Source organism: Streptomyces sp. NPDC015139 (assembly GCF_043079785.1).
Taxonomy (GTDB): domain Bacteria; phylum Actinomycetota; class Actinomycetes; order Streptomycetales; family Streptomycetaceae; genus Streptomyces; species Streptomyces albidocamelliae.
Genome location: NZ_JBIBUW010000005.1, coordinates 367,411 through 380,500, shown reverse-complemented (window position 1 = coordinate 380,500; position 13,090 = coordinate 367,411). Strand labels below are relative to the sequence as shown.

The following is a 13,090-nucleotide window of genomic DNA, read 5'->3' as shown; positions in this document are numbered from 1 at the left end:
GGCCGTGAGGCCGTGAGGTCGAGGTACGTCGCCAGGCGTGCCGACAGGCGGTCGCGCCGTTCCCGGGAGGAGATCCGATGTCCACCATGGCGGACGTGGCCCGCAGTGCCGGAGTCTCCGTGGCCACCGTCTCCCATGTCCTCAACGGCACCCGCCCGGTGCTGCCGCACACCCGCCAGGCCGTGCTGGACGCCGTCGACGCCCTCGGCTACACGCCCAACACCCTGGCCCGCTCGCTGGTGACCTCCAGGACCCGCTCCATCGGCCTCGCGGTGTCGGCGATCAGCAATCCGTACTTCACCGAGATCCTCCAGGGGGTCGAGGCGGCCGCCCTGGAAGCGGGCTACAGCCTCCTCATCGCCGACCCGCACGACGATCCCCGGCACGAACGCAAGGTCGTCCAGCTCCTCCACGAGCGCCGGGTGGACGGCGTGATCGTCGCCCCTTCCGCGGAGCCGCACGATCTCGTCGGCTACCTGGGCCGCCACACCGTGCCGACGGTGTTCCTGGACCGGCTGATCGACCCGCGGGTGCCGGTTCCGTTCTTCGATCAGGTCTGTGCCGAGAGCGCCGAGCCGACGGCCCGGCTCGTGACCCATCTCGCCGGCCTGGGGCATCGCCGGATCGGTCTGGTCGCCGGCCTGCCCGGACTCAGCACGACCGGTGAGCGCATCGCCGGCTACCAGGACGGACTCAGCGCCGCCGGCCTCGGGCACGACGAGCGTCTCCTCGTCACCGGCAATTCCGAGTCCGCCGGTGCCGAGCAGGCCACGGACGCGCTGCTCGCCCTGCCGGACGCGCCCACGGCACTCGTCACCGCCAACAACGCGATGACCATCGGCGCCCTGCGGGCCCTGCGCCGACATGGCCTGTCCGTGCCGGAGGACATCGCCCTGTGCTGCTTCGACAACTTCGCGTGGGCCGACCTGTTCTCGCCACGGCTCACCGCGGTCGCCCAGCCCAGCAGGGAACTCGGCGCCCAGGCCGTCCGCATGCTGCTGGACCGTCTCGCCGAGCCGGACCGGCCGTCCCGGACGGTGCGGCTGCCGTGCGCGTTCATGCACCGCACCTCGTGCGGGTGCCCCGAGAAGCCCGGGCGGACCGAGTAGTCCGGGCGCACTCCCTCCCCCAAGCCGTCCGAGAAGGGAACCGACTCGTGATCGTCGTCGCCGGTGAGGCACTGATCGACCTGGTACCGCAGGGCCCCGGTGCCCTCGCGGACCTGAAGCCGGCGCTGGGCGGCGGCCCGTACAACACCGCCGTGGCGCTCGGCCGGCTCGGCTCTTGTACCGCCTTCTACTCCCGGACGTCCTCCGACGCCTTCGGCGAGGCCCTGCTGCACGGGCTGCGGCGGGCCGGGGTCGACGTGTCGGGAGTGGAGCGCGGGCCGGAGCCGACGACCCTCGCGGTGGCCACACTCGACGGCGGAGGCTCGGCGGCCTACTCCTTCTACGTGGACGGCACCGCCGACCGCCTGTTCACCGTCCCGGCCGCCCTGCCCGCCGGCACGCGTGCGGTGTCCTTCGGTACCTGCTCGCTCGTCCTGGAACCCGGGGCGAGCGCCTATGAGGAGCTGATGCGGGCAGCGGCCGGGCAGGGGCTGTTCACGGCCCTGGACCCCAATGTCCGGGCGGGACTGATCCCGGACGCGGACGCCTACCGGGCCCGTTTCAAGAGCTGGCTGCCCTCGGTGACGCTGCTGAAGCTCTCCGCGGAGGACGCCGCCTGGCTGGGCGGCACTCCGAGGGAGTGGCTGGCCGCGGGGCCGTCGGCCGTGGTGGTCACCCGGGGCGGGGACGGCCTGACCGTGTTCACCCGGGACGGCGGGGAGCACTCCGTGCCGGGCGAGAAGGTCGATGTGGTGGACACCATCGGTGCCGGCGACACCGTGAACGCTGCCCTGCTGCACGGGCTGTCCGCCCAGGACGCGCTGTCCCGGGAAGCGCTCGCCACCCTGGGGGCACAGGGCTGGACGAGGCTGTTGCGCCTCGCGGCACGCGCGGCGGCGATCACGTGCTCGCGGGCGGGGGCCGAGCCGCCGTACGCGGCCGAACTGGGCGAGTGGTGAGCCCTCTGTCTTCCCTGTGGTCTTGTCAAGGTTCGGCCGGATCCGCGGTGTGGGGACCTGGTGGTGCACCTCGGGTCCGGAGCGGCTGATGGTGGAACGAGCGGCGCCCCACGGGGAGTTCCCGTGGGGCGCCAGTTTTTTGATGTTGTGTCAGGCCGGTCCGCCGCCGTGGTCACGGTCCGGACGGGACCCGGCGCTTCAGGCCTTGCGGGCGCGCGTCGTCTTCTTCGCGGGCGTCGCCTTCTTCGCGGCCGTGGCGGCCTTGGCCGTCGTGGTGTTGTTGGCCTTGGCGGTCACCGTCTTCTTCGCCGCCGTGGTGGCGGCCGCCGTCTTCCTGGCCGTCGTGCGGCGCGACGCCTTCACCGGCTCCGCGTCGCTGATGCGCTCGGCGCCCAGGATCTCGCGGAGGAACTTCCCGGTGTGGCTGGCCGGAACCCCGGCGACCTCCTCGGGCGTCCCCTCGGCGATCACGAGGCCGCCGCCGGCGCCGCCTTCGGGGCCCATGTCCACGACCCAGTCGGCGGTCTTGATCACGTCGAGGTTGTGCTCGATGACGATGACCGTGTTGCCCTTGTCCACCAGACCGCCGAGGACCTTCAGCAGCTTGCTGATGTCCTCGAAGTGCAGACCGGTGGTCGGCTCGTCGAGGACGTAGACCGTGCGTCCCGTGGATCGCTTCTGCAGTTCGCTGGCGAGCTTCACACGCTGCGCCTCGCCGCCGGAGAGCGTGGTGGCGGACTGGCCGAGGCGGACGTAGCCGAGACCGACGTCCTTGAGCGTGCGCAGGTGCCGGGAGATGGCCGGGACGGCCTCGAAGAAGTCGGTGGCCTCCTCGATCGGCATGTTCAGCACGTCGGCGATGGACTTGCCCTTGTAGTGGACCTCCAGGGTCTCCCGGTTGTATCGGGCGCCGTGGCAGACCTCGCACGGGACGTAGACGTCCGGGAGGAAGTTCATCTCGATCTTGATCGTGCCGTCGCCCGCGCAGTTCTCGCAGCGGCCGCCCTTGACGTTGAAGGAGAAGCGGCCGGGCAGGTAGCCGCGGACCTTCGCCTCGGTCGTCTCGGCGAACAGCTTGCGGACGTGGTCGAAGACGCCGGTGTAGGTCGCCGGGTTGGACCGCGGGGTGCGGCCGATCGGCGACTGGTCGACGTGGACGACCTTGTCGACGAGGTCGTCGCCGTCCACGCGCGTGTGCCGTCCGGGGACGTTCCGGGCGCCGTTCAGCTCGCGGGCCAGGTGCGTGTAGAGGATGTCGTTGACGAGCGTCGACTTGCCGGACCCGGAGACACCCGTGACGGCCGTGAACACGCCCAACGGGAAGGACACGTCGATGTCCCGCAGGTTGTTCTCACGGGCGCCGTGGACCGTGAGCTGCCGGGACGGGTCGAGGGGACGGCGCACGTCCGGGAGCGGGATCGCCTTGCGGCCCGAGAGGTACGCACCGGTCTGCGACTCGGTGTTGGCGAGCAGCTCCTTCAGGGAGCCGCTGTGCACGACCTTGCCGCCGTGCTCACCGGCGCCGGGGCCGATGTCCACGACCCAGTCGGCGACCTTGATGGTGTCCTCGTCGTGCTCCACGACGATGAGCGTGTTGCCCATGTCCCGCAGTCGGACCAGGGTCTCGATCAGCCGGTGGTTGTCCCGCTGGTGCAGGCCGATGGACGGCTCGTCCAGGACGTACAGGACGCCGACGAGGCCGGAGCCGATCTGCGTGGCCAGGCGGATGCGCTGGGCCTCGCCGCCGGAGAGCGTGCCGGCCGCGCGGTTCAGCGAGAGGTAGTCCAGGCCGACGTCGACCAGGAAGCGCAGCCGCTCGTTGACCTCCTTGAGCACCCGCTCGGCGATCTTCTTGTCGCGGGCGTTCAGCTTGAGCCGGCCCAGGAAGTCCGCGCAGTCACTGATCGACATGGCGGCGACCTCGGCGATCGACTTCTCCATGATCGTGACCGCGAGGACGATCGGCTTCAGGCGCGTGCCCTGGCAGGAGGGGCAGGGCACCTCGCGCATGTAGCCCTCGAAGCGCTCGCGGCTGGCGTCGCTCTCCGCCTCGCTGTGCCGGCGCTTGACGAAGGGCACGGCGCCCTCGAAGGGCGTGGTGTACACACGCTCGCGGCCGTACCGGTTGCGGTAGCGCACCTCGATCTGCGTCTTGTGACCGTGGAGCAGCGCCTTCTTCGCGCGCTGCGGCAGCCCCGCGAAGGGGATGTCCGTCCGGAAGCCCAGCGCGTCGGCGAGGGCGCCGATCAGGCGGCCGAAGTAGTCCTTGGTGTGCCCGTGCGACCAGGGGTGGATGGCACCCTCGTCCAGGGACTTGTCCTCGTCCGGGACGATCAGCTCGGGGTCGACCTCCATGCGCGTGCCGATGCCGGTGCATTCGGGGCAGGCGCCGAAGGGCGAGTTGAAGGAGAAGGAGCGGGGCTCCAGCTCCTCGAAGGACAGGTCGTCGTACGGGCAGTACAGGTGCTCCGAGAACATCCGCTCGCGCTCGGGGTTGTCCTCCGGGAGGTCGACGAAGTCGAGCACGACCATGCCGCCGGACAGGCCGAGGGCGGTCTCGACGGAGTCGGTGAGGCGGCGCTTGGCGGAGTCCTTCACGGTGAGGCGGTCGACGACCACCTCGATGGTGTGCTTCTCCTGCTTCTTCAGCGTCGGCGGCTCGGACAGCTGAATGGTCTGGCCGTCCACACGGGCGCGGGAGTAGCCCTTGGTCTGCAGGTCGGCGAAGAGGTCGACGAACTCGCCCTTGCGCTCGCGCACGAGCGGCGACAGCACCTGGAAGCGGCTTCCCTCCGGCAGCTCCAGGACCCTGTCGACGATGGCCTGCGGTGACTGGCGGGAGATCGGGCGGCCGCACTCGGGGCAGTGCGGCTTGCCGATGCGCGCGAACAGCAGACGCAGGTAGTCGTAGACCTCGGTGATGGTGCCGACCGTCGAGCGCGGGTTGCGCGAGGTCGACTTCTGGTCGATGGAGACCGCCGGGGACAGACCCTCGATGAAGTCGACGTCCGGCTTGTCCATCTGGCCGAGGAACTGCCGGGCGTACGAGGAGAGCGACTCCACGTAGCGACGCTGACCCTCGGCGAAGATCGTGTCGAAGGCCAGGGAGGACTTGCCCGACCCGGACAGACCCGTGAAGACGATGAGCGAGTCACGAGGCAGGTCGAGCGAGACATTCTTCAGGTTGTGCTCGCGCGCGCCACGGACGATGAGACGGTCGGCCACGCCGGTCCGCACCTTTCTTGAGAGAAGTGACAGGGGCGGGGCCCCCGTGCTTCTTCAGACTAGGGGGAGCCACTGACAACGCCGGTCGGATTGCCCGGTCGCATAACAACCCCCGACCTTCCAGCATGCCCGACGCCACCCTCGACGATATAGCACGTGCTTTCGATTTGCGGGCGAGGTTCACCACCTTCACCCGAAGGTGTGGCACGACTAGGGTCAGCACCATGATTGATCACGCTCATGACCTGGCATGTGTACGTGACGCGACCGAGCGGCTCCTCACCGCTGTCGCCAAACTGGACAACGCCTCGCTCGCAGACTCGTCACGGCTGCCCGGCTGGAGCCGGGGGCACGTCCTCGCCCACCTCTCCCGGAACGCCGACGCGATCGTGAACGTTCTGGAGGGCCGGCCCATGTACGCGAGCGCCGAGGCCCGGGACGCCGACATCGAGCGCGACGCCCGGCGCCCGCTGGACGAGCAGCTCGCCGACCTGCGCGAGAGCGCGGCCCGCCTCCAGGCGGTCGCGGACGTCCCCGCGGACTGGGCCCGCACGGTCGAGCTGCGCAACGGCGTCACCGACACCGCGGCCCGGGTGCCGTTCCGGCGCTGGGTCGAGGTGGAACTGCACCACGTGGATCTCGGCATCGGCTACGAGCTGGAGGATCTCCCGGCCGAGTTCGCCGAGCGGGAGACCGGCTTCCTCACGCAGCGCTTCGCCGGCCACGCCGACGTCCCGGCGACCCGTGTCACGGACGGCACGCGCGCGTGGAGCACCGGGCGGGCGGCGGACGAGCCCGAGGTGGAGGTCGCCGGCCGGCCGGCTGAGCTGGTGGGCTGGCTCGCAGGCCGCCGCGACGGCGCGGCGCTGGAGGTGCGGGGCGGGACGCTCCCGAAGCTCCCCCCGCTGTAGTGCGACGGCCGTCCGCCGGCGCCCGGCCCGCTATAGGCTGATCACCATGACGTACACCGGAGAGGTCAAGGTCGGCGGACCGGCGGACGTGCACGAGCTGAAAGACCTGATGATCACCAAGATCGCGGTCGGCCCGATGGACAACAACGCCTATCTGCTGCGCTGCCGGGCCACCGACGAGCAACTGTTGATCGACGCCGCCAACGAGGCCGAGACGCTCCTCGGCATGATCGGTGACGACGGCATCGCGTCCGTCGTCACCACCCACCAGCACGGCGACCACTGGCAGGCGCTGGCCGCGGTCGTCGCCGGCACGGGTGCACGTACTCATGCCGGCCGTGAGGACGCCCCGGGCATCCCCGTGCCGACCGACGTCCTCGTCGACGACGGCGACGTCATCCGGGTGGGGCGCGTGGAACTCACCGCGCGCCACCTCGTGGGGCACACGCCGGGTTCGATCGCGCTGGTCTACGACGACCCGCACGGTCATCCGCACGTCTTCACCGGCGACTGCCTCTTCCCGGGGGGCGTCGGCAACACGCGCAAGGACCCCAAGGCGTTCGCCAGCCTGATCCACGACGTGGAGACGAAGCTCTTCGGCGCGCTCCCGGACGAGACCTGGGTCTACCCCGGTCACGGCAACGACACCACGCTGGGCGCCGAACGGCCGCACCTCCCGGAGTGGCACGCGCGCGGGTGGTAGGCGACCAGGGGTCCGCCGACTCGGGCGGCCCGGTCGACGCGCGGTCGCGTGCACGTGAGCTCGCCGGGCCTACGTGTACGTGAGCCGCCTACCTGAGCGGTCATCCGCGCGCTGTCCCCTCGGCGCGCGCCCCGCTCACGAAGTGCGCGGCTCGCGCAATCGCCCGGCGCGCGCCTCGCTGCGCGCGCCCCGTGTGAACGCTTCGCACGCGCCGGACACCCGTGCGCGCTCCCGCGCACCGCTGCCGCGCGGTCAACTGGTGGCAGCCCCGCGCAGGATGACGGCTCCTGAGCGGTATGGGCCGCCGGCCTCCAACCCCGCCCTCGGCCGGCGGCCCAGGCAGGGGCACCCGTCGCGAGCGCAGGCCACGGACGGCGTTCACACGGCCGCAACACCCGTTCCCAGCATGCGGACTTTGACGGCCATGACCTCGACAAACGCAGAGTTCGCTGCCACTCTCCCGCCATGCACTCCGCCCCTCGCACTCTGCGCCGTGCGGTGGCCGCCGCCACCGTCGCCCTGCTCGCCACCGCCGTCGGCTGTGCTCCGCAGCCCGAGGAGAAGGCCTCGACCGCCCCCTCCGGACCGGCCGCGAAGAGCTGCGTGCGGGGCAAGTTGACCACCAGCACGTCCGGGAAGCTGACGATCGCGACGGACGAGCCGGCCTACGAGCCGTGGTTCAAGGACGACAAGCCCGCCAGCGGCAAGGGGTTCGAGTCGGCGGTCGCCTACGCCGTGGCGAAGCGGCTGGGGTACTCCGAGGACAGGGTCGTCTGGCAGAGCGTCCCGTTCAACAAGGCGTTCGCTCCCGGTGTGAAGACCTTCGACTTCGACATCAACCAGGTGTCGATCAGCGCCGAACGCAAGAAGGCCGTGGACTTCTCCTCCGGCTACTACGACGTGCGCCAGGCCGTCGTCGCGCTCAAGGGCGGAAAGGCGTCCGGAGCGAAGAGTGTCGCGGACCTGAGGGACCTCAAGCTCGGCGCCCAGGTGGGCACCACGAGCCTCGACTACATCACCGACGTGGTGAAGCCGAAGCAGGAGGCCGCCGTCTACGCGAAGAACGACCAGGCCAAGTCCGCGCTGAAGAACGGTCAGGTGGACGCCGTCGTCGTCGACCTGCCGACCGCGTTCTACATCACCGGCGCCGAGGTGACGAACGCGAAGATCGTCGGCCAGTTCGAGAACCGGGGCGGCACCCCCGAGCAGTTCGGGCTCGTGCTTGACAAGGGCAGCGCGCTCACCGCGTGCGTCACCGGCGCGGTGGACGCCCTGCGCAAGGACGGCACCCTGACGGACCTCGAGAAGCAGTGGCTCTCCGACGCCGTCGACGCCCCGGTCCTCAAGTGACGGTCACCAAGGGCGAGTCCGCCCGGGAAGGAGCCGACGACGAGGGTGACCTGACCGCCGCAGGCGCCTACACACCCTCCGAACGGCGTCTGGAGCGCGAGCGCCACAAACGCGCGCGTGCCCGTCGCGCCACGGCCCTCGCCGCGATCTCGACGCTCGTCACGGCCGCCGTGCTCTACCTGGTCGTCGTCAACGCGCCGGGCTGGCCACGCACCCGGGAGACCTTCTTCAGCGCGCGGTACGCGCGCGAGGCGTTCCCGAAGGTCCTCGACGGGCTGTGGCTGAACATCCGCCTGCTGCTGGTCTGCGGTGCCGCCGTCCTGGTCCTCGGCATGCTGATCGCCGTCGCGCGGACGCTGCGCGGCCCGGTCTTCTTCCCGCTGCGGGTGCTGGCGGCGGCGTACACCGACTTCTTTCGCGGCCTCCCCCTGATCATCAATCTGATGATCGTCGTCCTGGGCGTGCCCGCACTCCGGCTGCAGGGTGTGACGGTCGACCCGGTACTGCTGGGCGGTACGGCGCTGACGCTGACGTACTCGGCCTACGTGGCGGAGGTGTTCCGGGCCGGCATCGAGTCCGTCCACCCCTCCCAGCGGGCGGCGGCGCGCTCACTGGGCCTGACCAACCGGCAGGCCCTGCGCCACGTCGTGCTGCCCCAGGCGGTGCGCCGGCAGGTGCCGCCCCTGCTCAACGATCTGGTGTCGCTGCAGAAGGACACGGGTCTGGTGTCGATTGGCGGCGCCGTGGACGCCGTACGGGCGGCCGACATCATCGTGGGTCGCAGCCTGAACTACACGCCGTACATCGTCGCCGGGCTGGTGTTCGTCGCGCTGACCATCCCGATGACCCGCTTCACGGACTGGGTGACGGCGCGGATGGACCGGCGGCGCGCCCAGGGAGGAGCACTGTGAGCGAGGCACCCGTCCTGCGTCTGGAGTCCGTCCGCAAGACCTTCGGCGACGCCGTCGTGCTGCGGGACGTCGATCTGGAGGTCGCTCCACACACGGTCACCGCGCTGATCGGTGCCTCGGGCTCCGGCAAATCCACGCTGCTGCGCTGCGCGAACCTACTTGAGGAGATCGACGACGGCGCGATCTGGCTGGACGGCGAGGAGATCACCGACCCGCGCGTCGACCAGGACGCGGTACGGCGCCGGATCGGCGTGGTCTTCCAGTCGTACAACCTGTTCCCGCACATGACCGTGCTGGACAACATCACCCTCGCGCCGCGCCGGGTGCACGGCGTCTCCCGCGGCGAGGCCGAGGAACGGGCCCGTGAGCTGCTGGAACGCCTCGGCCTCGCGGGCCGGGCGGACGCCTATCCGGACCGGCTCAGCGGCGGCCAGCAGCAGCGTGTGGCGATCGTCCGGGCCCTCGCCGTACGGCCCCGGCTGTTGCTGCTGGACGAGATCACGGCGGCACTCGACCCCGAACTCGTGGGCGAGGTGCTGGAGATGGTCCGCGGTCTGAAGGACGACGGCATGACCATGGTGCTGGCGACGCACGAGATGGGGTTCGCCCGTGACGTCGCCGACCAGGTCTGCTTTCTGGACGGAGGGGTCGTGCTGGAGCGCGGAACCGCCGAGCAGGTCTTCGGCGATCCGCGGCAGGAGCGCACCCGGCGCTTCCTGCGGCGGATCGTGGACGCCGGCCGCCTGTAGCCGCCGCCGGCTACGCGTCGGCCTGTGCCGCTCCCACCAGAGCGGCGACCCGCTCCACGCCGAACACATAGCCCTGCACTCCGCAGCCCGCGATCACACCGTCGGCGCGCAGGGAGACGTACGAGTGGTGCCGGAACGCCTCGCGCTGGTGGACGTTGGAGATGTGCACCTCCAGCACGGGCAGGCCGTCGCAGGTGTTGAGCGCGTCCAGAATCGCGACCGACGTGTGGGAGTACGCGGCCGGGTTGATGACGATCCCGCAGTGGTTCAGCCGTGCCTCGTGGATCCAGTCGACCAGCTCACCCTCGTGGTTGGACTGCCGGAAGTCCACCGTGCCACCGTGCGCGGCCGCCGCCTCGGCGCACATCGCCTCGACGTCGGCCAGTGTGTCCTTGCCGTAGATCTCGGGCTGGCGCTGGCCGAGCAGGTTCAGGTTGGGCCCGTTGAGGATCATGATCGGGGCGTTGGCCAGGGTGCGGGGCACGGTTCCTCCGGTCCGTCGGGGCGGTGCGTCGACGACCGCCGCTCGCACCCGGTGTATCACGCCGGCCGGAGCGGGCGGCCGGCCGTGTGCGCCGTCGCCTCGGCGCACGCTCCAAGGGCGTTCGGCCGCCACCACACGCCCCCGTAACCCATGATCACCGCTGGTGGTTGACGCGGCATGCACGATGTACGCACCGTAGCCACACCCTCCATGTCGCGGCTCGCCGCCGCGTCCCTCGCCGGGACCGCGATCGAGTTCTACGACTTCTTCGTCTACGGCACCGCCGCCGCCCTGGTCCTCGGGCCGCTGTTCTTCCCGACCTTCTCACCGGTCGCGGGGACCCTGGCGGCCTTCGGCACGTTCGGTGTGGGCTTTGTCGCCCGGCCGCTGGGCTCGGTGCTGTTCGGGCACCTGGGCGACCGGCGCGGACGGCGGCCGGTGCTCGTCCTTTCGCTGCTGCTCACCGGCGCCTCGACGGTCGCCGTCGGCTGCGTGCCGTCGTACGGGTCGATCGGTGTCGCCGCGCCCGTGCTGCTGCTGGTCCTGCGCTTCCTGCAGGGGCTGGGGCTCGGCGGGGAGTGGGGCGGGGCCGTGCTGCTGACCGCCGAACACGCGCCTCCCGGGCGGCGTGGGCTGTGGTCGAGCTTCCCCCAGGTGGGGCCCGCGGTCGGCTTCGTGCTCGCCAACGGGGTGATGCTGGCGCTGTCGGCGGCGCTGTCCGAGGCGCAGTTCGCGAACTGGGGGTGGCGGGTGCCGTTCTGGGCGGCCGGAGCGCTGGCGCTGGCCGGTCTGTGGCTGCGGTCGTCGCTCACGGAGAGCCCCAGGTTCCTGGAACTCGACGATCTCGCGCGCGTGCCCCTCGCCGAGGTCGTGCGGCACCACGGGCGGCTGGTGCTGCTGACCGCGGGGGCGCTGGCCGCCGGGTACGCGGTGTTCTACGCGGTGACGACCTGGTCGCTGTCCTACGCCACGGAACGGCTCGGCGTGAGCCGCACGGTCATGCTCACCTGTGTCATGGCCGCGGTGGTCGTCAAGGGAGCGCTCACGCCCCTCATGGCGCTGCTCGGCGACCGTTTCGGGCGCCGGCCGATGTGCCTGGCGGGGTGCGCCGCCTGCGCGCTGTGGATGCTGCCGATGGTCGCGCTGCTGGCCACGGGCGAGCCGCTGCTGATGTTCCTCGGCATCCTGGGCGCGCTGCTGGCCTTCGTCACCATGTTCGCGGTGATCGCCGCCTACCTGCCGGAACTGTACGACGCGCGGGTGCGCTGCACGGGTGCTGCCGTGGGCTACAACCTCGGCGGGGTCCTCGGCGGCGCGCTCACCCCGATCGTGGCCACGGCCCTCGCGGCCCACGGCGGGCGTGTCCCCTGGGGCGTGGGCCTCTACCTGACGGGCATCTCGCTGCTCAGCCTCGGGTGCTTCGCGCTGCTGCCGGAGACCCGGCCGGTCCCGGTACCGGCGGTGGAGCCGGTGACCGGATGACGGGTGCGGGGGCGCGGCAGGGTCCGTCTTCGGACTCCCTGTTCACGTCCCGTTCTCAAGGGTTGACCGCCAGCTCCAGGTAGGCCGCGAACAGCACCAGATGGACCCCGCCCTGCAGGGGTGTCGCGCGTCCCGGCACGACCGTCAGGGAGCTGACCACGATGGTCAGCGCGAGCAGCAGCATGTGTACCGGGCCGAGGCCCAGGACGAGCGGCCCGGACAGCCAGACGGAGGCCAGGGCCACGGCCGGGATGGTCAGGCCGATGCTGGCCATGGCCGAGCCGAGCGCGAGGTTGAGACTGGTCTGCACCCGGTCGCGACGGGCGGAGCGCAGCGCGGCGATCGTCTCGGGCAGCAGGACGAGCAGGGCGATGACCACACCGACGACGGCCTGGTTCAGGCCGGCGGCCTTCACGCCCGCCTCGATGGTCGGCGACACGCCCTTTGCCAGGCCGACCACACCGATCAGGGCGAGGCCGAGCAGGCCGAGGCTGATCCAGGCGGTGCGCGCGGACGGGGGCTCGGCGTGGTCGTCGGCGGTGATGACCTCGCCCTGCCGGGTGAGCGGCAGGAAGTAGTCCCGGTGGCGCACGGTCTGGGTGGTCACGAACAAGCCGTACAGGATCAGCGAGGACAGCGCGGCGAAGGTCAGCTGGACGGTGGAGAACTCGGGTCCGGGCTTGCTGGTGGTGAAGGTCGGCAGGACCAGGCTGAGCGTGGACAGCGTCGCCACGGTCGCCAGGGCGGCGCCGGTGCCCTCGGGGTTGAAGACGGCGGTGCCGTGCCGCAGGGAGGCGACGAGCAGGCAGAGGCCGACGATGCCGTTGCAGGTGATCATCACGGCGGCGAAGACCGTGTCCCTGGCGAGGGTGGCACTCTTGTCGCCGCCGTCCACCATGAGGGTGACGATCAGGGCCACCTCGATGATCGTGACGGCGACGGCCAGGACCAGGGAGCCGAAGGGCTCGCCGACCCGGTGGGCGATGACCTCGGCGTGGTGCACGGCCGCGAGGACGGAGCCGGCGAGCACCAGAGTCACCAGGGCGACGACCGCGCCGGGCAGATCACGGCCCCAGGTGAAGACCAGCAGGATGATGGCGAGCACCGGCACGAGGACCGTCCATTGCCCGGTGAGCGACCTCAGCCCAGTGATCATGCCGCGATGTTCGCAGAGACGTACAGGGTTCGCATTCCGTTCTTTCCGGAT

11 protein-coding genes are annotated in these 13,090 nt (G+C 71.0%); 8 read left to right on the top strand and 3 right to left on the bottom strand.

Annotated features, from left to right (window positions below; all coding sequences use genetic code 11):
- Positions 1-77 precede the first annotated feature (77 nt).
- Together ACF08B_RS16645 and ACF08B_RS16640 are read left to right on the top strand one after the other, a co-directional pair.
- The gene (locus tag ACF08B_RS16645; protein ID WP_392317990.1) at positions 78-1,109 is read left to right on the top strand and encodes a LacI family DNA-binding transcriptional regulator; all 1,032 of its coding nucleotides are present in this window, start codon (positions 78-80) and stop codon (positions 1,107-1,109) included.
- A gap of 47 nt (positions 1,110-1,156) precedes the next feature.
- Positions 1,157-2,068 (top strand): carbohydrate kinase, encoded by a 912-nt coding sequence (locus ACF08B_RS16640; RefSeq protein ID WP_392317989.1) that lies wholly within the window; start codon positions 1,157-1,159, stop codon positions 2,066-2,068.
- A gap of 198 nt (positions 2,069-2,266) precedes the next feature.
- Here the strand turns inward: ACF08B_RS16640 and uvrA are convergent, their stop codons facing one another.
- Complete coding sequence (gene uvrA, locus ACF08B_RS16635; protein WP_392317988.1) at positions 2,267-5,293, bottom strand: excinuclease ABC subunit UvrA; 3,027 nt, start codon at positions 5,291-5,293, stop codon at positions 2,267-2,269.
- A 224-nt stretch (positions 5,294-5,517) separates the two neighbouring features.
- On the opposite strand from uvrA, the gene ACF08B_RS16630 reads away from it, so the two are divergent.
- The 5 genes from ACF08B_RS16630 to ACF08B_RS16610 all read left to right on the top strand — a co-directional run bounded on the left by ACF08B_RS16630 (position 5,518) and on the right by ACF08B_RS16610 (position 9,917).
- Positions 5,518-6,204 carry a maleylpyruvate isomerase family mycothiol-dependent enzyme gene (locus ACF08B_RS16630; protein WP_392317987.1) on the top strand — a complete coding sequence of 229 codons (687 nt, stop codon included), beginning with the start codon at positions 5,518-5,520 and terminating at the stop codon, positions 6,202-6,204.
- Positions 6,205-6,250: 46 nt separating this feature from the next.
- On the top strand, positions 6,251-6,907 hold the full coding sequence (locus ACF08B_RS16625; protein ID WP_392317986.1) for an MBL fold metallo-hydrolase: 657 nt from the start codon (positions 6,251-6,253) through the stop codon (positions 6,905-6,907).
- 465 nt (positions 6,908-7,372) lie between these two features.
- Positions 7,373-8,257, top strand: coding sequence for an ABC transporter substrate-binding protein (locus ACF08B_RS16620; RefSeq protein WP_392317985.1), 885 nt, complete (start codon positions 7,373-7,375; stop codon positions 8,255-8,257).
- Positions 8,254-9,168 (top strand): amino acid ABC transporter permease, encoded by a 915-nt coding sequence (locus tag ACF08B_RS16615; RefSeq protein WP_392317984.1) that lies wholly within the window; start codon positions 8,254-8,256, stop codon positions 9,166-9,168. The genes ACF08B_RS16620 and ACF08B_RS16615 overlap by 4 nt, the downstream gene beginning before the upstream one ends.
- Entirely contained in the window at positions 9,165-9,917 is a 753-nt protein-coding gene (locus ACF08B_RS16610) for an amino acid ABC transporter ATP-binding protein (protein ID WP_093478556.1), read from the top strand. Before ACF08B_RS16615 ends, ACF08B_RS16610 begins: the two co-directional genes overlap by 4 nt.
- Positions 9,918-9,927: 10 nt before the next feature.
- Here the strand turns inward: ACF08B_RS16610 and aroQ are convergent, their stop codons facing one another.
- Complete coding sequence (gene aroQ, locus ACF08B_RS16605; RefSeq protein WP_392317983.1) at positions 9,928-10,401, bottom strand: type II 3-dehydroquinate dehydratase; 474 nt, start codon at positions 10,399-10,401, stop codon at positions 9,928-9,930.
- A 210-nt stretch (positions 10,402-10,611) separates the two neighbouring features.
- Between aroQ and ACF08B_RS16600 the strand changes: the two genes are divergently transcribed.
- A complete protein-coding gene (locus tag ACF08B_RS16600) occupies positions 10,612-11,883 on the top strand; it encodes an MFS transporter (protein ID WP_392317982.1) in 1,272 nt (423 codons plus the stop codon).
- Positions 11,884-11,938: 55 nt separating this feature from the next.
- Here ACF08B_RS16600 and ACF08B_RS16595 read toward each other — a convergent pair whose 3' ends face one another.
- Positions 11,939-13,039 carry a calcium:proton antiporter gene (locus ACF08B_RS16595; protein WP_392317981.1) on the bottom strand — a complete coding sequence of 367 codons (1,101 nt, stop codon included), beginning with the start codon at positions 13,037-13,039 and terminating at the stop codon, positions 11,939-11,941.
- Positions 13,040-13,090 lie beyond the last annotated feature (51 nt).

What these genes read in the sequence shown, in the direction of transcription:
- ACF08B_RS16620 (WP_392317985.1), top strand. Translation starts at nt 7,373, where the DNA reads ATGCACTCCGCCCCTCGCACTCTGCGCCGTGCGGTGGCCGCCGCCACC.
- ACF08B_RS16630 (WP_392317987.1), top strand. Translation starts at nt 5,518, where the DNA reads ATGATTGATCACGCTCATGACCTGGCATGTGTACGTGACGCGACCGAG.
- ACF08B_RS16595 (WP_392317981.1), bottom strand. Translation starts at nt 13,039, where the DNA reads ATGATCACTGGGCTGAGGTCGCTCACCGGGCAATGGACGGTCCTCGTG.
- ACF08B_RS16645 (WP_392317990.1), top strand. Translation starts at nt 78, where the DNA reads ATGTCCACCATGGCGGACGTGGCCCGCAGTGCCGGAGTCTCCGTGGCC.
- ACF08B_RS16600 (WP_392317982.1), top strand. Translation starts at nt 10,612, where the DNA reads ATGTCGCGGCTCGCCGCCGCGTCCCTCGCCGGGACCGCGATCGAGTTC.
- ACF08B_RS16625 (WP_392317986.1), top strand. Translation starts at nt 6,251, where the DNA reads ATGACGTACACCGGAGAGGTCAAGGTCGGCGGACCGGCGGACGTGCAC.